The 17220-nt window shown below is 64.9% G+C and carries 20 protein-coding genes; 17 read left to right on the forward strand and 3 right to left on the reverse strand.

Annotation, left to right across the window (positions count from 1 at the left end; all coding sequences use genetic code 11):
- Positions 1–82 precede the first annotated feature (82 nt).
- The 4 genes from K2Y42_RS15590 to K2Y42_RS15605 all read left to right on the forward strand — a co-directional run bounded on the left by K2Y42_RS15590 (position 83) and on the right by K2Y42_RS15605 (position 3200).
- On the forward strand, positions 83–2215 hold the full coding sequence (locus tag K2Y42_RS15590; protein WP_291154225.1) for a ParB/RepB/Spo0J family partition protein: 2133 nt from the start codon (positions 83–85) through the stop codon (positions 2213–2215).
- A gap of 56 nt (positions 2216–2271) precedes the next feature.
- Positions 2272–2493, forward strand: a complete 222-nt coding sequence (locus K2Y42_RS15595; protein ID WP_291154227.1) for a hypothetical protein — start codon at positions 2272–2274, stop codon at positions 2491–2493.
- Positions 2494–2565: 72 nt separating this feature from the next.
- Entirely contained in the window at positions 2566–2979 is a 414-nt protein-coding gene (locus K2Y42_RS15600; protein WP_291154229.1) for a hypothetical protein, read from the forward strand.
- Positions 2976–3200, forward strand: coding sequence for a DUF6117 family protein (locus tag K2Y42_RS15605; RefSeq protein ID WP_291154231.1), 225 nt, complete (start codon positions 2976–2978; stop codon positions 3198–3200). Before K2Y42_RS15600 ends, K2Y42_RS15605 begins: the two co-directional genes overlap by 4 nt.
- Here the strand turns inward: K2Y42_RS15605 and K2Y42_RS15610 are convergent.
- Positions 3173–3598 (reverse strand): hypothetical protein, encoded by a 426-nt coding sequence (locus K2Y42_RS15610; RefSeq protein ID WP_291154232.1) that lies wholly within the window; start codon positions 3596–3598, stop codon positions 3173–3175. The genes K2Y42_RS15605 and K2Y42_RS15610 overlap by 28 nt on opposite strands.
- Before the next feature lie 2 nt (positions 3599–3600).
- Complete coding sequence (locus K2Y42_RS15615) at positions 3601–3960, reverse strand: hypothetical protein (RefSeq protein ID WP_291154233.1); 360 nt, start codon at positions 3958–3960, stop codon at positions 3601–3603.
- A 242-nt stretch (positions 3961–4202) separates the two neighbouring features.
- On the opposite strand from K2Y42_RS15615, the gene K2Y42_RS15620 reads away from it, so the two are divergent.
- The 4 genes from K2Y42_RS15620 (at position 4203) to K2Y42_RS15635 (ending at position 11413) form a co-directional block, all read left to right on the forward strand.
- Positions 4203–4640 (forward strand): antirestriction protein, encoded by a 438-nt coding sequence (locus tag K2Y42_RS15620; RefSeq protein ID WP_291154234.1) that lies wholly within the window; start codon positions 4203–4205, stop codon positions 4638–4640.
- Positions 4641–4796: 156 nt separating this feature from the next.
- Positions 4797–9119 (forward strand): strawberry notch-like NTP hydrolase domain-containing protein, encoded by a 4323-nt coding sequence (locus K2Y42_RS15625; protein WP_291154235.1) that lies wholly within the window; start codon positions 4797–4799, stop codon positions 9117–9119.
- Positions 9119–10165, forward strand: a complete 1047-nt coding sequence (locus K2Y42_RS15630; protein ID WP_291154819.1) for a toprim domain-containing protein — start codon at positions 9119–9121, stop codon at positions 10163–10165. The genes K2Y42_RS15625 and K2Y42_RS15630 overlap by 1 nt, the downstream gene beginning before the upstream one ends.
- A gap of 315 nt (positions 10166–10480) precedes the next feature.
- On the forward strand, positions 10481–11413 hold the full coding sequence (locus K2Y42_RS15635; protein ID WP_291154236.1) for a DUF2493 domain-containing protein: 933 nt from the start codon (positions 10481–10483) through the stop codon (positions 11411–11413).
- 10 nt (positions 11414–11423) lie between these two features.
- On the opposite strand, the gene K2Y42_RS15640 is transcribed toward K2Y42_RS15635, so the two are convergent.
- Complete coding sequence (locus tag K2Y42_RS15640; RefSeq protein WP_291154237.1) at positions 11424–11987, reverse strand: flavin reductase family protein; 564 nt, start codon at positions 11985–11987, stop codon at positions 11424–11426.
- Positions 11988–12316: 329 nt separating this feature from the next.
- Here K2Y42_RS15640 and K2Y42_RS15645 point away from each other — a divergent pair, with 329 nt between their 5' ends.
- The 9 genes from K2Y42_RS15645 (at position 12317) to K2Y42_RS15685 (ending at position 17031) form a co-directional block, all read left to right on the forward strand.
- A complete protein-coding gene (locus tag K2Y42_RS15645; RefSeq protein ID WP_189338532.1) occupies positions 12317–12481 on the forward strand; it encodes a hypothetical protein in 165 nt (54 codons plus the stop codon).
- A gap of 142 nt (positions 12482–12623) precedes the next feature.
- Positions 12624–13064, forward strand: a complete 441-nt coding sequence (locus K2Y42_RS15650) for a hypothetical protein (RefSeq protein ID WP_291154238.1) — start codon at positions 12624–12626, stop codon at positions 13062–13064.
- 613 nt (positions 13065–13677) lie between these two features.
- Positions 13678–14004, forward strand: coding sequence for a DUF736 domain-containing protein (locus tag K2Y42_RS15655; protein WP_291154239.1), 327 nt, complete (start codon positions 13678–13680; stop codon positions 14002–14004).
- Positions 14005–14193: 189 nt separating this feature from the next.
- Entirely contained in the window at positions 14194–14439 is a 246-nt protein-coding gene (locus K2Y42_RS15660; RefSeq protein WP_008830084.1) for an XRE family transcriptional regulator, read from the forward strand.
- A 129-nt stretch (positions 14440–14568) separates the two neighbouring features.
- On the forward strand, positions 14569–14832 hold the full coding sequence (locus tag K2Y42_RS15665) for a DUF2285 domain-containing protein (protein ID WP_291154242.1): 264 nt from the start codon (positions 14569–14571) through the stop codon (positions 14830–14832).
- 123 nt (positions 14833–14955) lie between these two features.
- Complete coding sequence (locus K2Y42_RS15670; RefSeq protein ID WP_223262840.1) at positions 14956–15267, forward strand: DUF6499 domain-containing protein; 312 nt, start codon at positions 14956–14958, stop codon at positions 15265–15267.
- A gap of 73 nt (positions 15268–15340) precedes the next feature.
- On the forward strand, positions 15341–15712 hold the full coding sequence (locus tag K2Y42_RS15675; RefSeq protein ID WP_131573112.1) for a DUF2285 domain-containing protein: 372 nt from the start codon (positions 15341–15343) through the stop codon (positions 15710–15712).
- Between the two features lie 138 nt (positions 15713–15850).
- Positions 15851–16132, forward strand: a complete 282-nt coding sequence (locus K2Y42_RS15680) for a helix-turn-helix domain-containing protein (protein ID WP_291154244.1) — start codon at positions 15851–15853, stop codon at positions 16130–16132.
- Positions 16133–16143: 11 nt separating this feature from the next.
- Positions 16144–17031, forward strand: coding sequence for a replication initiator protein A (locus K2Y42_RS15685; protein ID WP_291154246.1), 888 nt, complete (start codon positions 16144–16146; stop codon positions 17029–17031).
- The last annotated feature ends 189 nt before the right edge of the window (positions 17032–17220 follow it).

Genomic DNA, 17220 nt, shown 5'->3' on the forward strand with positions numbered 1-17220 from the left:
GAGAAAGAGGGCGGCGCTTTGCTTCGTGACGGGTTTAGGGCTGAGAGAGAGGCTCTCGGCGCCCGTCGCGGAGACTACCCCGATGGCTACTGCCGTACAGAAGATCACCCTGTCGTCCTCGCGCGACATCCCCTTCAACAAGCTGGTCTTGTCCCAGTCCAACGTCCGGCGCGTGAAGGCCGGCGTCTCGATCGAGGACCTCGCGGCCTCGATAGCGCGTCGCGGCTTGATTCAGAGCCTCAGCGTCCAGCCCGTCGTCGATGCTGATGGCGTCGAGACCGGCATGTTCGAGGTTCCGGCCGGCGGCCGGCGCTTCCGCGCCCTCGAACTGCTGGTGAAGCAGAAGCGCCTCGCCAAGATCGCGCCGGTGCCCTGCGTCGTGCGCGACCATGACAGCGAGATCCTCGCCGAAGAGGTCTCGCTTGCTGAGAATATCGAGCGCGCTCCGCTTCATCCCCTCGATCAATTCCGCGCCTTTCAGGACATGCGCGGCAAGGGAATGACCGAGGAGGAAATCGCCGCGGCGTTCTTCGTGGCGGTGAATGTGGTGAAGCAGCGGCTGCGGCTCGCCTCGGTCTCTCAGGCGCTCCTCGACGTCTATGCCGAGGACGGCATGACGCTGGAGCAGCTCATGGCGTTCACGGTCTCCGAAGACCATGCCCGCCAGCAGCAGGTCTGGGACGCGATCAAGGACGCCTGGTCCAAGGAGCCCTATCAGATCCGGCGTCTGCTGACCGAGACGACGGTGCGCGCTTCCGACAAACGTGCCGTCTTCGTCGGCATCGAGGCCTATGAGGCGGCGGGCGGCATCGTCATGCGCGACCTGTTCCAGTCCGACGACGGCGGCTGGCTGCAAGATGCGGCGCTTCTCGACCGCCTCGTTGGCGAAAAGCTGAAGGCCGAAGCTGAGACGATCGCTGCCGAAGGCTGGAAGTGGATCGAGGTGGCCGTGAGCTTCCCGTACGATGCGGTGCGCGGCCTGCAGGAGATCACCGGCACGCCGCTGGACCTCTCGGCCGAAGAGCTGGCTACTATCGACGCGCTGAACGCCGAGATGGCGAAGCTGGAAGCCGAGTATCAGGACGCCGACGAGCTGCCGGACGAGGTGGATCAGCGTCTGGGCGAGATCGAGACCGCGCTCGCGAACTTCGAGGATCGCCCGGTTCACTACGAGCCGGCCGATATCGCCATCGCCGGCGTGTTCGTCAGCATCGACGCCAACGGCTCGCTCACGGCCGATCGTGGCTTTGTACGTCCCGAGGACGTTCCGGCCATCCCGGTCGAGGGCGACGGCGACACCGGGTCGGGGGCCGATGGCGTATCGCATGACCCCGCCAATGCGACGGTGCAGCGCGCTGTCATCACGATCGGCGGCCAGCCCACCGAGCCGGAAGATGACGACGAAGACGACGCGATCAAGCCGCTGCCCGAACGCCTGGTCATCGAGCTGACCGCCTACCGCACGCTCGCGCTGCGTGATGCCGTCGCGAACAACCCGCACGTCGCCATGACGGCGCTGCTGCACAAGCTCGTCTCGGATCGGTTCATGACCCGCATGTATAACGGCGCCATGGAAGCGGGGGTGAAGCACATCTACTTCCCCGCACAGGATGAGGGTCTGGCGGAGAGCCCTTCCGCGCGGTCGGTGCAGGAGCGGCACGACGCCTGGGCCGCCGACATCCCGAAAGACGACGACGCGCTTTGGGATTGGCTGGCCGACCTCGACGATACCAGCCGCATGGCGCTATTGGCACACTGCGTTAGCTACGGCGTCAACGCGCTCTTCGAGCGGCCGAATCCGCACAGCTCCAACGGCGTCTCGCAGCATACGCTCGACATGCGACTGGCCCAGGCCGATCGTCTGACGCGCGCGACCGGGCTGAACATGGTGGAGGCCGGCTGGCGTCCGACCTTCGGCAACTACCTCAATCGCGTGACCAAGCCGCGCATCCTCGAAGCGGTACGCGAGGCGAAGGGCGAACAGGCCACCCAGCTCATCGACCATCTGAAGAAGGGCGATATGGCCAAGGAGGCCGAACGGCTCCTGGCCGACAGCGACTGGCTGCCCGAACCGCTGCGCCTTGCTGATCTTGCCGATCAACCTGACGCCGGTGACGCCGGTGACGCCGACGCGTTGCCGGACTTCCTCGCCGGTGACGATGATGAGGTGGCCGAGGCCGATGAGGATGCGTCTGGCCTGATCGCCGCCGAATAGCCCCCTGGCGGGGAGCGGCACCATCGCTCCCCGCCACCTTCGTCAAGGAGTTCCCGATGTCTATACCAAGCACCGACACGTCGCGCCCCGTCGTCTTTCGGTATCTCGTTCCCGTTCACGTCGAGGTCGAAGATGGCCTCGTCTGCCGCGTGACGATTATCGACGAAACGCCCGTGCGTGACCCCACCGCCGTCGAAGGCGATAGGGCCTATCTCGACGAGGCCGTCCGCGCATCCAACGACGGCCAGCCGTGGCCGTCTTGGCAGTTCGGCTACTGAGCCCACCACACCCTTTCATCCACCTCGAGCCCGGCCATGCGCCGGGCTCTTTTCGTTTCAGGAGAGACCGCCATGGCGGAGTATTTCACACGCTTCTCATGCCTGCTGGACGTGGGCACGATCGAAAATGCGGCACGCGCCCTCGACATCTACAACGACCTGGTGGCGCAGAACGCCGCCGAAGAGCCTCCGGCCGAGCCGTTCCTGCTTTCGATCGAGCCGGAACATGGACCCACGCGCCTGTGGATGCGTGACCCCGGCACCGCCGATCCGCAGCTCCTCATCACCTTCGTGACGCGGTGTGCCGAGACGTTTGGCCTCGCCGGACGCTGGGGTTTCCAATGGGTCGGCGTCGCATCCGAGGCCCGCATCGACGGCTTTTCCGGAGGCGCCCATATCCTCGACCTGACGACGGGGCAGACTGTCGAATGGATGAGCAGCGGCCGTTGGCTCGCCGACCGCCTCGCTTTGGGAGACGCGTCATGAGCATCCCGGACCATGCCCGCGCCAATTTCCAGATGCTGCTCCGAGCTGCGGCCGATGGCAATCTGGCGCTTATGGAATGCACGGACTCCGAAACCGGAGAAACCCGCTACGTCATCTGTGCGGTCGGCAACGACGATGTCGATTATGTCTTCACCCCGTTCGGTCATCTGGCCGAAGGCAATCCGTTCGAAGCCTATCGCCCGGCGGGATCCTCGACGTAAGGCCGCACGAGTTCGAAAACCTGCGAGATGATTGACCGGGCGCGGAGTGGAAAGGTCGCGTCTCCAGCCGGAGCGGTGAAGCGATCGAAGGCATGTTCGGGGTAGTAAGAGTTCAACACCCCGATCACATAACCCAACCCGTTCGGCGTTTCCGTCAGTCCCGCTTCCTGCGCGCGCACCAAGCCCGTCGCCAGATCATGCCGGATTTCCCGACGGCATCGATCATCGTTCCAGCCCTGGGACAGCAAGTATGCCTTTAAAACAAGCTCGCACGCGATCGCGGTCGCATAGCAGATCTCGCCTTCGTCCCTGCTGTCGCCCGCCAATCCGTAAGGCAGAAACCCTTCGCCATTGGCGAAGAGCACACTTGCCAGTTCTTTCTTAGCCTCCTCGCCCATCTCTACCAGACCGCCACCTCCCACTGACCGTCCACCCGCGCGAAACCGATCGGGCGGTTCTGCGGTGTGGCGTTGGCCCGCGTCGTGTCCATCGTGAACTGCGTCATGCACGTCACGCCCGGACCGACGCCGCCAGGAGAACAATCACCGAGCTTCAGGGTCGCGTTGGCGAGCGACGTCCCCGTAAAGAGCCGATGGCGGCGGACAGCGGCAATCGCTTCTTCCTCACTCGGCTGTGCCACGCCGGCGACGGCGGCGGCAGACGCGCTGCCCGGAGAAATCATGGGTCGCACCAAGAACCCCGCGCCGAACCCCACCACGAGGCATCCCGCGGCCACCATACCAATCGCGCTCCCCTTCATCTCCGTCTCTCCCTTGACCTCGCTAGTGAAGCGGTCACGCGCCCTCGATTGCCGAGGCCACTGCCCGCCATCTGTTGGATGGCGAAGTGTAGCTGCGCGCGGCCGACCCCGAAAGACGAAGCGGTCAAAAGGTCATATCGCGCGCCAGAGTGAGAGGTTGGCCGGGAACGGGTTCGAGCCGGTGCGGTCGAGAGAGAGCGCCTGCCGGCTCCTCCTTTTCCCGCTCTCCCGAGGTGCCTCCCATGACCGAGACCACAGCCCACGCTGCATATCCCCTCGACCGCTCCGCGCTGCTTGTTCCGGATGCCCGTCGAATGGATTTCCTTCCGACCCTCTTCGGCCGCAAGCGTCTCCTGATCGGAGAGATGACGGTCTATCACCACATGGAGCGCCTCAGTCCGCGCGATTATCGAGGCGGCCTCTGGGACTTCTATGAGCGCGATGGAAAGCCGCTTTACCTCGCGCCAGCCTCGAAGCCCCGCCTTCAGATCGTCTGCGACACGAACGGCTATGAAGGTGAGGTGTCCGCCGGGGCGGCAGGGATTATCGCGACGCTGTTCGCCTTTTCCCATCTCTCTTTCCAATATCCCGTCGATCTGATGTCGGAGGGATACAGCCGCCTCTACGACTATGCGGCGGATCATCCGGAGTCCGCCGAGATATTCCAGGCGATCGATTGAGCGCTGGACCCCGTTGAGCGCCTGGCTTCCCGGTCAGGCGCTTTTTTCATGCCTGCCGTTGAGAGGAAGAGGTGCGCCGGGACGGGTTCGAGCCGGTGCGGTCAAGAGAGAGCGCCTGTCGGCTCCCCTGTTTCCCGCTCTCCCGAGGTGTCCTCCATGACTATCGCTTCCGCATCCGCGGCCGTTCCGGCTGCGTCGTCTCCGCTTGCCGCGAACCCGGCGCCGGCCACCATCCTCGCCGCCGCCCACCACCTTCTCCCCCATCTCGAACGCGGCCAGCCCGTCGATGCCGCAACCTTGCGCCCTGCGATGGAGGCAGCTTTCGGCGCTTCCGACACATCCGGCGCCTGGGACTGGAAGACGGCCTACGAGGCCTGCGAAGCCGCGATCGTGCTGTTTCTGCGCAAATACGGAAAGGCGGTTCTGCGCAGGTCCGGGTCTACGGCTGCAAGCCTGCCCATGCTGGCCAAGATCGCGAGCCTGATGCCGACGCATACACGGCGTTCGGAGGAGACGCAGGCCTTCCAGCAGTTCTCAACGCCGGCTCCGCTCGGTCTTGCTGGGCTCGCTGCCGCCGCGGTCACACCCGCCGACCGCGTGCTTGAGCCCTCGGCCGGGACCGGGCTGCTCGCCATTCTCGCCGAAATCGCGGGCGCCAAGCTGATGCTCAACGAGTTGGCCGACACGCGCGCAGCGCTTCTCTCCTCCCTCTTTCCGGCCATCCCGGTCACGCAGTTCGACGCCGCCCAGATCGATGACCACCTCGATCCCACCGCGGTGCCGAGCGTCGTGTTGATGAACCCGCCATTCTCGGTGATGGCGAACGTCTCCGGCCGCATGACTGAAGCCGCCTATCGCCATGTCGCCTCAGCGCTCACCCGGCTCGCCGATGGCGGTCGCTTGGTGACGATCACGGGCGCGAGCTTCGCACCGGAGTCACCGACCTGGCGCGATACGTTTGCCAGGTTGCAGGAGCGCGGTCGCGTCGTCTTCACCGCGGCGATCGACGGGGCGGTCTACGCCAAGCATGGCACGACGATCGAGACCCGGCTGACCGTCATCGACAAGGCGCCCGCCGAGGACCCCACTGCGTTTCCACCGTCCGCCGGCATCGCACCCGATGTCGCAACGCTGCTCGGATGGATCGAAGCCCAGGTCCCGCCGCGTCTGCCGGTCACGCTACCGCAGAGGGTGACTGCCGCTGCGGCGCCTCGCACGGTGCGCGGCACTCCCGCCCGCACCGCATCACCGCCAGTTGCCCGGGCGATTGCAGAGCCCGAGTGCGTCGAACTCGCCTACGAGATCGTCGACTGGACGCCGCCGGAGGGCGGCCGTCTGACCGATGCCATCTATGAGGAATACGGGCTTCAGGCGATCCGTATTCCCGGCGCTCACGCGCACCCGACCAAGCTGGTCCAATCGGCGGCGATGGCCTCCGTCGCGCCGCCGAAGCCGAGCTACCGGCCGACGCTCCCCGCCAACATCGTCACCGACGCCATCCTGTCCGACGCCCAGCTCGAAACGGTGATCTATGCCGGCGAGGCCCATGGCGAATTCCTCGCCGGGGCCTGGACCGTGGACGAGACCTTCGATCTCGTCTCGGCAGCGCCCGACGATGCCCAGAACGCCGTCCGCTTTCGCCGTGGCTTCATGCTCGGCGACGGCACCGGCGCCGGCAAAGGCCGCCAGTCGGCCGGCATCATCCTCGACAACTGGATGCGCGGACGTCGCAAGGCGGTCTGGATCTCCAAATCCGACAAGCTGCTCGAGGATGCGCAGCGCGACTGGTCGGCCCTTGGCATGGAACGCCTGCTGGTCACGCCGCTGTCGCGCTTCCCGCAGGGCAAGCCGATCACGCTCGGCCAAGGCGTCCTATTCACCACCTATGCCACGCTACGGTCCGACGATCGCGGGAGCAAGCTTTCGCGCGTCAAGCAGATCGTCGAATGGTTGGGCTCCGATTTCGATGGAGTGATCATCTTCGACGAAAGCCACGCCATGCAAAACGCCGCTGGCGGCAAGGGCGAACGCGGCGACGTCGCCGCCTCGCAGCAGGGTCGTGCGGGCCTGCGCCTCCAGCACGCTCTGCCGAACGCGCGCGTCGTCTATGTCTCGGCCACCGGGGCCACCACCGTCCACAACCTTGCCTATGCCCAGCGGCTCGGCCTGTGGGGCGGCGAAGACTTTCCTTTTTCGACTCGCGCCGAATTCGTGGAAGCGATCGAGGACGGCGGTGTTGCGGCGATGGAGGTGCTCGCCCGCGATCTGCGCTCGCTGGGCCTCTACACCTCTCGCTCGCTCTCCTATGACGGCGTCGAATACGAACTGGTCGAGCACCAGCTCACCCCCGAGCAGACGCGCATCTACGACGCCTATGCCGGGGCGTTCGCGATCATCCACAACAATCTCGACGCGGCTATGCAGGCCGCCAATATCACCGGGGATACCGGCACATTGAATCGGCAGGCGAAGTCCGCCGCCCGTTCGGCCTTCGAGAGTGCCAAGCAGCGCTTCTTCGGACACCTCCTCACCAGCATGAAGACGCCGACCCTGATCCGCGCGATCGATCAGGACCTGGCCGATGGCCACGCCGCCGTCATCCAGATCGTCTCGACTGGCGAGGCCCTGATGCAACGCCGCCTGGCCGAGATCCCGACTGAGGAATGGAACGACGTCCGCGTCGACATCACGCCGAGGGAATATGTCCTTGATTACCTCGCCCATTCCTTTCCGGTGCAGCTCTACGAGCCCTTCACCGACAGCGAGGGCAATCTGTCATCGCGGCCGGTGTATCGCGATGGCCAGCCCGTCGAGAGCCGCGAGGCCGTCGCGCGCCGTGACAGCCTGATCGAGACATTGGCCTGCCTACCGCCGGTCCCCGGCGCGCTCGACCAGATCGTCCAGCGCTTCGGCACGGACATCGTCGCCGAAGTCACCGGCCGATCGCGGCGGATCGTGCGGAAGAGCGAGCGCCTCGCCGTCGAGAACCGCGCCGCCTCCGCCAATCTGGCGGAAACGTCCGCCTTCATGGACGACCAGAAGCGCATCCTCATCTTCTCGGATGCTGGCGGCACGGGCCGCAGCTACCACGCCGACCTGTCGGGGCGGAACCAGCGCTTGCGCGTCCACTATCTGCTCGAACCTGGCTGGAAGGCCGATGCCGCGATCCAGGGGCTCGGCCGCACCAACCGCACCAACCAGGCGCAACCGCCACTGTTCAGGCCGATCGCCACCAATGTGAAGGCGGAGAAGCGCTTCCTGTCGACGATCGCCCGTCGGCTCGACACGCTGGGCGCGATCACGCGCGGCCAGCGCCAGACCGGCGGCCAGGGTCTTTTCCGGCCCGAGGATAATCTGGAATCGCACTATGCGCGCGACGCGCTGCGACAGCTTTACCTGCTGCTGGTCCGCGGCAAGGTCGAGGGCTGCTCGCTCCAGATGTTCGGGGAGTCCACCGGACTGAAGCTGATGGACGACAACGGCATCAAGGACGAGCTGCCGCCCATCACCACCTTCCTCAATCGCCTGCTGGCGCTAACCATCTCGCTGCAGGGCATCCTGTTCACTGCGTTCGAGCAGCTCCTCACCGCCAAGATCGAGGGCGCCATCACCAGCGGCGTCTATGACCTCGGGCTGGAGACGCTTCAGGCCGAGAACTTCATCGTCACGGACCGGACGGCCATCCACGTCCATCCTGGCACCGGCGCCGAAACACAGTTGCTCACGATCACCCGGCGCGAACGCAACCGCCCGGCCTCGCTCGACGCCGCGTTCGATCTTCTTGCCGACCCGCGCGCCAAGCTGCTGGTCAACGGCCGATCCGGCCGAGCCGCCGTACAAATTCCGGCATCGTCCATCATGCTCGACGACGGCGAGATCGAGCGTCGCGTCGCGCTGATCCGCCCGATGGAACAGCACCACGCCACCCTTCGCTCGATGGACGAGAGCCATTGGCAGGAAGCTGATCGGAACAGCTTCGCCGAGGCCTGGACCGCTGAGATCGCCGAGGTGCCGGAATTTTCCGACAGCACGATCCACATCGTCGCCGGGCTTCTCCTGCCGATCTGGAAGCGGCTGCCGAACGAGTCGACGCGGGTCTATCGGCTCCAGACCGATGCGGGCGAGCGCATCATCGGCCGCCGCGTCTCGACGGCCTGGGTCGCGGGCGCACTGGCGACGGGAGCGAGCACGCTGACGCCGGACGACGCGTTCACGGCATTGATGGACGGCCGCACGATCCTCGACCTCACCGAGGGCATGCAGCTCCGCCGGGCCCGCATCATGGGCGCCAACCGCATCGAACTGTCGGGCTTCACCGACGCGATGCGCGATCGCCTCCGAGCCTATGGCCTGTTCAGCGAGATTATCTCGTGGAAGCTGCGCTTCTTCGTGCCCACCGACGCTGCCGGCCCTGCGATCCTCACCAAGGTGTTGGAGCGCTTCCCGGTCGAGCGCGTCAGTGAGCGAGAGGCGGCATGATGGCCCGTCATGATGCTTCCGAACTGGCGCAACGTCTCGGCCGACAGGCCGAGGCGGTCTGCCGTCATTACCTCTCGGCCGGCCACCGCGAGGGCCGCTATTGGCTGGTTGGCGATGCCCGCAACACGCCAGGCCGCTCGTTGTTCGTCCGGCTGAAGGGTGGCGACACCGGCAAGGGAGCGGCCGGCAAATGGACCGATGCTGCCACCGGCGAACATGGCGATCTGCTCGACGTCATCCGTGAGAGCTGCGGCCTGATCGACTTCAAGGACGTCACTGACGAGGCGCGCACCTTCCTGTCGATGCCACACGCCGAACCGGACCGTCCGCATGGTGGCGAGCGCAAATCACCGGCGCCGATCGGATCGCCGGAAGCAGCGCGGCGGCTCGTTGGCATGTCGCAGCCGATTTTAGGCACTGTCGTGGAAGCGTATCTGCGGGAACGTGCGATTACGGCTTTGCACGGAACCGGATCGCTGCGGTTCCATCCCCGTTGCTATTATCGCCCCGACGAGCATTCCCCGACCGAGACCTGGCCGGCGATGATCGCCTCCGTCACCGATCTGGCTGGCCGGATCACTGGCGCACACCGCACCTGGCTCGCTCCCGACGGCTCGGACAAGGCGCCGATCGACACACCAAGACGGGCGATGGGCGACCTTCTCGGGCATGCGGTCCGCTTCGATGTACCGGGCGACGTGATGGCGGCCGGCGAAGGCATCGAGACGGTGCTGTCGCTGCGATGCGTATTGCCCGGCATGGCGATGGCGGCAGCGCTCTCGGCAGCACACCTCTCCGCCATCCTGTTCCCCGAGGCTCTGCGCAGGCTCTACATCGCGCGCGACAACGATCCGGCCGGGGACGGTGCGATGGCGACGCTGATCGAACGGGCGAACGCAGCCGGGATCCAGGCGATTGTCGTGTCTCCGACACTGGGCGACTTCAACGAGGATCTCCGCAGCCTGGGAATGGAAAGCCTGCGGGCAGCGTCGCGGGTGCAGATCGCACCACAGGACGTCGCGCGCTTCATGGCCCTGGCGGCATAGCCGGGAGGAAATGCTGGTTGCGACAACGCCGTCGCTTGGCGCTCTCGGATGCACCCAAGTGTCGGGGAGAGCCGCAACCCGGCCTTCGGGAGGGCGATCGGCCAGCAAACGGCCCGGACCAACAACGTCGGCACCCGACTATTTTCCGGCGGCCCGTCGGGCCTTTCCATCGCGAAACAAAATAGCCGGCCTTCGCCGTCCTCCGCTGCGCTCCGGCCCTCTCGCTCCGCTCCGGGTGCAGGTCCGGTCCGCCCGCCGGCTTTCGTCGCCAGAAGGCCGCGAGGGTCGCGGTCACGCCGATGAAGGAGCATCCCGATGAGCGAGCACGACGACAGCTACGAGCCGCACCACGAATCATCCCCCACCGACCACGTCCTCAATGAGCTTCAGCTTTATGGCTACCGTCCCTTTGCGGATGAACCCGATGGAAGGCCGCTTCCCGAAGGCAACCACGTCGCAGGTGCGATCGCCGATATCTTCGACGCCCTGATCGTCACCTTGGAGGACACTCGCCTCGAGCCCGACCTCGACGATCTCCTCTGGTCGACGGTCAACGTCTTCCACCGCGCCACCGACCGGATCGAACGCGAGCTGGACGACAACGAGCAGGCGCAGCGCCGCGGGCAGCGCGAACAGGACGGCTCCGAAGTGAAGGCGGTCGAGCTGGAACGCCTGACGGCCGAAGGCCAGACGATGATCGAGCGCCGCAACGCCTTCGAGCTGATGCGCGACCAGGCCGCCGAGCACTACGAACGGCACACCCGCTCACCCTGGCGTCCTCGCAGCGGATCGATGGTCAACCATCGCAACCTGACCTCGGCAATGATCGACAGCCGCGACTTCCTCGCCGCGAAGAGGCGCGCCGACAACGAGGTGCTGCTGCCGGCCGGTCCGAAAATCGCCATCACCGGCGGGCTCGACTTCAACGATCACACGCTGATCTGGGCCAAGCTCGATCAGGTCCACGCCAAGCACCCCGACATGGTGCTGATCCACGGCAAGTCGCCGAAGGGCGCCGAAAAGATCGCATCCCGCTGGGCCGACCATCGCAAGGTCCCACAGGTCGGATTTGCTCCAGATTGGACCAAACATGCCAAGGCCGCACCTTTCAAGCGCAACGATCAGATGCTCGACGTCCTGCCGATCGGCGTGATGCATTTCCCGGGCACCGGCATTCAGGACAACCTCGCCGACAAGGCGAAGAAGCTCGGCATCCCGGTCTGGAAGTTCGGCACGGGTGGCGCGTGAGCGCCACCCACTATCCCAGCATCTCGGGCCGGAATTGGGAGCGCCGACTGATGATCTTGCCGGACATCATGAACACACCGTCACCGGTATAATGCAGCGTCTCGGGATGCTTCGGCGACGAGGCGACGTGCGCCTTCACCACCTCAAAAATGAAGAAATTGTACTTCTCGACCAGCGCGTCGTCGTGCAACCGGCATTCGAAGCTCGCATGGCACTCGCCGATCAGCGGCGCATCGACCTCGCTGGCGCGTGCCGCCGTCAGCCCGAAACGGGCGAACTTGTCAATCTCGCTCCCGGACGTGTTGCCGATCCCGACCACCGCGTCCGTCAGCGCCGTCGTCGGCAGGTTGATGACGCATTCGCGGCTGTTTCGGATCATCTCGAAACTATGATTACCGCCCGAAATCATCAGGCCGACGAGCGACGGCGAGAATTCCAGGATCGTCTGCCAGCCGAGCGTCATGATGTTGGTCTTGCCCTCCCACTTCGAGGACACCAGCACGATCGGGCCTGGCTCCAGATAACGGCGCACCTGACCGACGGGGAAATCGCTCTTCTTCGGCACCTTCGTCATGCAGCGACCTCACAGGCAGTTACTCGTGCCGCACTATAGCGGCTGAAGTCGACGGCAGCACGACCGGTTGAACGCCTGGCGGACCCGGCAGATGCATCGAAGTCCAATTGTCTGGTGGCCCCTCCGACCGGCGGAAGACCACCCCCGCATCCATTCGCTGATCCTTGGTCCAGCCGAAGGCCTGATGCCATCAACCCGTGAAGGGTCGGCTATGCGAGCATGCCGCCGCTCCAGCTACGCCTCCGCGGTGATTGCGGCCCTCAGCCGGACACATCGGGCGCCTGTCACGCGGGGGATGGTCCCCCGCCTCCAAGACAGGAGCCGGTACAATGTCCCTCAACGATGCACAGGCCTACGCCTTCAGCCTCGCCACCACCCTCATGGTCGCGATCATCATCTTCAAGGCAGGCGACGGCACCCATTCCGTCACGCCCATCACCGAGTTCGACGGCGACGCCGAGATCGTGGCGGAGATCGATCCCTTCGCCCCCTGATGGGGGCGATCGCCAGTCGAGGACGCGGAAATCGAACCGATTTCCGCTCCCGACAACGGTCAACTTCCGCTATACTTCAGATCGCGCCGTGGTGGTGGTGGAGGCGCGACCGTCAGACCTTTATCTCACGGAGACCACCGCCATGATCTTTATCGGTATCCTCGCCAGCATCGCCGTGATCGGCGGCCTGTGCTGGCTTTTGTTCACGCTGGCTGTCTTCGCGTTGCCGTTCTTCGCGGGCGTCAGCGCCGGGACATGGGCCTATCAGACCGGCGCAGGCTGGCTCGGCGCGCTCGTCGTCGGCCTCGCCGCCGCCGCACTGACGCTTGGCCTCGGACAATTCCTGCTCGCCTTGATGCGTCCGCTCTGGATACGCCTCGCGATCGCCCTGGCGTTCGTCGCACCGGCGGCGCTCGCGGGTTATCACGCGACGCATGGCATCGTGAAACACACCATGCCCTCCGACACCTGGCAGCTCATCTTCTCCGTCATCGGCGCGATTGCCGTCGGCATCACGGCGCTGATCAGGGTGACAGCAATGGCCGCGCCCGGACCAACCAGACAGAACGTCGCGCGCGCCTGACATCGTTGCCGCGACGGCGGGACAGTAGCCGATATCTTGCGCATCGCGCTTTTCGACGCCTGGGTTCGTCTAAGACCGCGGTGGTAGGATCGACGGCTAGCCCAGACGGACGCGCCATCCCCTCGGTGACGGTGCCGGTGGCAATGCCGTGACAGCGCGCAGACGGTGCGAGTGCCGGGAGGGGGGGCGCTCGTGCGCGACGGTCGGGAACCGGCAGGACATTGGGTCTAACGGAGCCGGGAGACATCGCGATTTCTCGATGTGGCCACGGTCATATCGGTCGAGGATGGTCGCCACGTTCTCCTGTGATGCGTCTCTGTCACGTCGACCGCTCCAAAACGGCCTCTTCAATGGGCTGATCTGGCCGAAGGTCGGCTGCGCCTCGATCGCCTATGCCGCAACAGCGGCGTCGAAACTTTCTTCCCCTGCCGGAACCCACCCCACGCGACAGGTCGCGTGAGGACCCCGGGCCGCCGTCATTCCTCGCGAGACAAGAAAGCCCCTCCTTTGCTGTCAGGCCCCTGCGGGGTGCGCCGTCAATCGCCTCCGGCCTGTCGATCGCCATCGAGGCCGCAATGGTGCGGGCTCGGAACAGAGTTCAAGGAGAACTACCATGGCGACCATCGGCACCTTCAAAAAGACCGGCAACAACGAGTTCACCGGCGAAATCGTCACCCTCAGCCTCCAGACCAAGAACGTCCGCATCGTCCCCGATGCCCGCACCACCGGCGAGAACGCCCCCAGCCACCGCATCTTCGTCGGCCGCGCCGAGATCGGCGCCGCCTGGTCCAAGACCTCCAACGAGGGCCGCGCCTATCTGGGCCTGAAGCTCGACGACCCCAGCTTCAACGCCCCGATCTACGCCAATCTCTTCGGCGACGAGGAAGGCGAAGGCTTCAGCCTCATCTGGTCCCGCCCGAACCGCCGCAACGGCGAGTGAGGCCAGCGCGACGCCCCGCCCGGTTGGCCCGGGCGGGGCGATCGCTTGTCGGGCGACCGAATCAGTTTGCGTTCCACTGACTGCTAGGCCACCCCGCAAAGGCAGTATGAGGTAGCATCGGCCCGCAAGAACGACTATTATAGTCGTAGTTCTGGTGTGCGCGTATGTCCGAGTGGGAGGTGATCATGCATGATCACCGCCCGACAATCGCGGGCCGCACGCGCGTTGCTTGGATGGAATCAGGAGACGCTCGCTGACAAGGCCCAGGTATCCCTGACCGCGCTGAAGCGCCTCGAATCCGCAAGCGGGCTCGAGGTATATGAGACCACGCGCGATCAGGTGCGTCGGGCGCTTGAAGGCCACGGCATCCTCCTCCTGACCACCGACCAAGGCGAAGGTGTGATGGTGGTTCGTGGAAAAATCGACAAGCGATAGCGTCTCCCTTGCCAACCGCATGCCGTCGGTACGCCGTTGCCATCACCAGTGTCGATTTTGCTGCGATGCACCCGACACACGGTTAACAAATTCCACCGGAATGGATAAGAATGACTTCAGAGGACCGGTGTGACCAAGACAGATTTTCTAGACCAGCCGCCCGATAGCTCGGTGCTCACGCCCTATGACCGCGAGCACCTGAAAACCTATCTGCGACTGCTGGATGCCGAGGCCGACGGTGCGTGCTGGGAAGAAGCGGTGACCGTTATATTCGGCCTCGACCCTGACAAAGATGCCCAGCGGGCTGCGCGCGTCTACACCACCCACCTGGCCCGCGCGAAATGGATGACCGAGAACGGCTTTCGCCATCTGGTCCGGTCGAGCTACCACTGATCCGACTGTGATGCAGAAGCCGCATCACGTTGCGCCACCTTCGAACTTCCCAAGCCAAAGACAACTTGGAATCGTGCTCTCCGCATTGCTCGCCCCAGAGAGGCGCGAAAGGAGAGTAAAAACATGTCTGAGGAAGGAAGTTGGAGAACTGGCTCGGCGTATGACTATATTGATGGCCTGAATGCGCCAGATATCGCGTGGGAGTTTCTGCGGAGAAACCACGACTACCGACGGGAATATTCAGAACTTCAGCGCTTAGGGCATCTCGCTCCGGACAAAGCGCAGGCGTTATCCGATCGCTGGGGGTTATCTTTTCGCTATAGACCCTGCCCTCAGTGCGTTGACTACGGCTATCTCCTGGACCCTTACCGCCGATCCGTTCAAACTTCTCCTCGTTCCGTCACCAGCATCGCCCGCTGGCACAGGGGTAACTAGCGAACAAATTTCCTCAACTCCTCTTGCTGCCGACGGGACTCTTCGTCTCGCCGCCGGTGGCGAGACGTTCGACATGGCTTTTCATGGCGAAGCCGGCCACGCACCGCTCGCCGTCGTCGTCATACTCGACGACATCACGCCGGATCGGCTCCAGGCGATCGACCGTTTCTGGTCGACGATGTGGAGGCAGAAAACCCCACCCGACGATCGCCTGACCACGCCACGACGCCAGCGAATGCGAAGGATGCTCCAAGCGGTTGACGCGCACTATGCGGGTGAGACCTATCGTGCCATCGGCGAAACCCTTTTCCTTGGATACCAGATCGACGCGCAATCCTGGGTCGGAAACTCGGTTCGTGAAACAACGATCCGGCTCGTGCGCGACGGCGTGAAACTCGTCGAAGGCGGTTACCGCTCCCTCCTGCGCCGACCCCGCCGATCATAGCCTGCCTTCGGCCGGCTGGGGCGTGTCGAAATTAGCGTTCTATCTTCGACATCGTCCGACCCACCGTCTTCACGCCACCGTGCTCTCGAACCGCCGCCTGACGGCAGCGGCCCCCAACGAGACCACGGAGGCTCGATAATGGCCGAAACTACCGCCGGCATTCCGCCACGCTACCTGCGAACGCAGGAAGCCGCTCGCTTCCTCGGGCTGTCCGAGCGCACGCTTGAGAAGCACCGCACCTACGGCACTGGCCCGACCTACCGGAAGCTCGGCGGCCGAGTCGTCTACGCCATCGACGATCTCCAGACCTGGGCGGATCGCGGCCTTGTCAGCTCGACATCCGATCCGCGCGGCACGGTGCTGCCCGCCAAGAGGCAAGAGCCTGCGGACCGCCGCTTCGCCGGCCGCCAGCCGCGCTGAGGCGTCCGGCCATGTCGTCCCGCCCGCATCAACACGACGAACGCGCGCAGCTCGATCTGTTCCGAGCGCTCCCCGGCGATCTCGCGCCACGCGATGCGCAGGACCTGATGGCCTATCCGTTCTTCTCGCTCGCCAAGTCGAAGCGCCTGGCGCCGATCGACTTCAAGGCGGGCTCGGTCGTCATCAGGGTCGAGGCCGTCGCCGAGCATGGCATGGCCACCATCTGGGACGCTGACGTGCTCATCTGGGCGGCCTCGCAGATCGTCGAAGCGCGCGACGTCGGCCTGCGCCCGTCTCGCCTCATGGCGACGACGCCCTATGAGATCCTGAACTTCATCGGACGCGGCGTCTCGCTGCGCGATTACGACCGGCTGAAGGCCGCGCTCGACCGGCTTCAATCCACCACCATCGCGACCTCGATCCGCCAGCCAACCGAGCGGCGGATGCACCGCTTCTCCTGGATCAACGAGTGGAAGGAGCGCGCCGATCACCGCGGCCGGCCGCTCGGGCTCGAACTGATCCTGCCCGACTGGTTCTACGGCGCGGTGCTCGACGATGCCTTGGTGCTGACCATCGACCGCAACTATTTCGGGCTGACCGGCGGCCTGGAGCGCTGGCTCTATCGCCTCGTGCGCAAGCATGGCGGCAAACAGGAGTTCGGCTGGAGCTTCGATTTCCCGCATCTCCACGCCAAGTCCGGCAGCCTCTCGCCGCTCAAGCACTTCGCCTACGACCTGCGCGACATCGTCCGCCGCCAGCCGCTGCCTGGCTACCGCCTGACCATCGAGCAATGCGTCGGCGGCCCCGAAATCCTGTCCTTCGTACCCACCGATCCCGACGCTCTCGGCATCCCGCGCCGCCGTCGCCGCTCGACAACTCGCCCTGGGGATAAACTGTGAATCATCTCGTGCTATCAGGGACCGGCACTATCGTGCCATCGGGGACCGGACTCTCGTGCTATCGGGGACCGAAATCGTCGATTCATCGCGCTAAATCAGCGTCTTGCGAACCCCGTAACTTATCTAACCTAGATTCCTACGGAATCTTTCTAACGGAAGTCCGTTTTTCGACGGCTGTGGACGAGTCCC

The sequence above is a fragment of the Hyphomicrobium sp. genome (genome assembly GCF_019744875.1).
Lineage (GTDB): Bacteria > Pseudomonadota > Alphaproteobacteria > Rhizobiales > Hyphomicrobiaceae > Hyphomicrobium_C.

Bases quoted from the DNA above. Each gene is read 5' to 3' on its own strand.
- K2Y42_RS15590 (WP_291154225.1), top strand. From the start codon at position 83: ATGGCTACTGCCGTACAGAAGATCACCCTGTCGTCCTCGCGCGACATC.
- K2Y42_RS15595 (WP_291154227.1), top strand. From the start codon at position 2,272: ATGTCTATACCAAGCACCGACACGTCGCGCCCCGTCGTCTTTCGGTAT.
- K2Y42_RS15600 (WP_291154229.1), top strand. From the start codon at position 2,566: ATGGCGGAGTATTTCACACGCTTCTCATGCCTGCTGGACGTGGGCACG.
- K2Y42_RS15605 (WP_291154231.1), top strand. From the start codon at position 2,976: ATGAGCATCCCGGACCATGCCCGCGCCAATTTCCAGATGCTGCTCCGA.
- K2Y42_RS15610 (WP_291154232.1), bottom strand. From the start codon at position 3,598: ATGGGCGAGGAGGCTAAGAAAGAACTGGCAAGTGTGCTCTTCGCCAAT.
- K2Y42_RS15615 (WP_291154233.1), bottom strand. From the start codon at position 3,960: ATGAAGGGGAGCGCGATTGGTATGGTGGCCGCGGGATGCCTCGTGGTG.
- K2Y42_RS15620 (WP_291154234.1), top strand. From the start codon at position 4,203: ATGACCGAGACCACAGCCCACGCTGCATATCCCCTCGACCGCTCCGCG.
- K2Y42_RS15625 (WP_291154235.1), top strand. From the start codon at position 4,797: ATGACTATCGCTTCCGCATCCGCGGCCGTTCCGGCTGCGTCGTCTCCG.
- K2Y42_RS15630 (WP_291154819.1), top strand. From the start codon at position 9,119: ATGGCCCGTCATGATGCTTCCGAACTGGCGCAACGTCTCGGCCGACAG.
- K2Y42_RS15635 (WP_291154236.1), top strand. From the start codon at position 10,481: ATGAGCGAGCACGACGACAGCTACGAGCCGCACCACGAATCATCCCCC.
- K2Y42_RS15640 (WP_291154237.1), bottom strand. From the start codon at position 11,987: ATGACGAAGGTGCCGAAGAAGAGCGATTTCCCCGTCGGTCAGGTGCGC.
- K2Y42_RS15645 (WP_189338532.1), top strand. From the start codon at position 12,317: ATGTCCCTCAACGATGCACAGGCCTACGCCTTCAGCCTCGCCACCACC.
- K2Y42_RS15650 (WP_291154238.1), top strand. From the start codon at position 12,624: ATGATCTTTATCGGTATCCTCGCCAGCATCGCCGTGATCGGCGGCCTG.
- K2Y42_RS15655 (WP_291154239.1), top strand. From the start codon at position 13,678: ATGGCGACCATCGGCACCTTCAAAAAGACCGGCAACAACGAGTTCACC.
- K2Y42_RS15660 (WP_008830084.1), top strand. From the start codon at position 14,194: ATGATCACCGCCCGACAATCGCGGGCCGCACGCGCGTTGCTTGGATGG.
- K2Y42_RS15670 (WP_223262840.1), top strand. From the start codon at position 14,956: ATGTCTGAGGAAGGAAGTTGGAGAACTGGCTCGGCGTATGACTATATT.
- K2Y42_RS15675 (WP_131573112.1), top strand. From the start codon at position 15,341: ATGGCTTTTCATGGCGAAGCCGGCCACGCACCGCTCGCCGTCGTCGTC.
- K2Y42_RS15680 (WP_291154244.1), top strand. From the start codon at position 15,851: ATGGCCGAAACTACCGCCGGCATTCCGCCACGCTACCTGCGAACGCAG.
- K2Y42_RS15685 (WP_291154246.1), top strand. From the start codon at position 16,144: ATGTCGTCCCGCCCGCATCAACACGACGAACGCGCGCAGCTCGATCTG.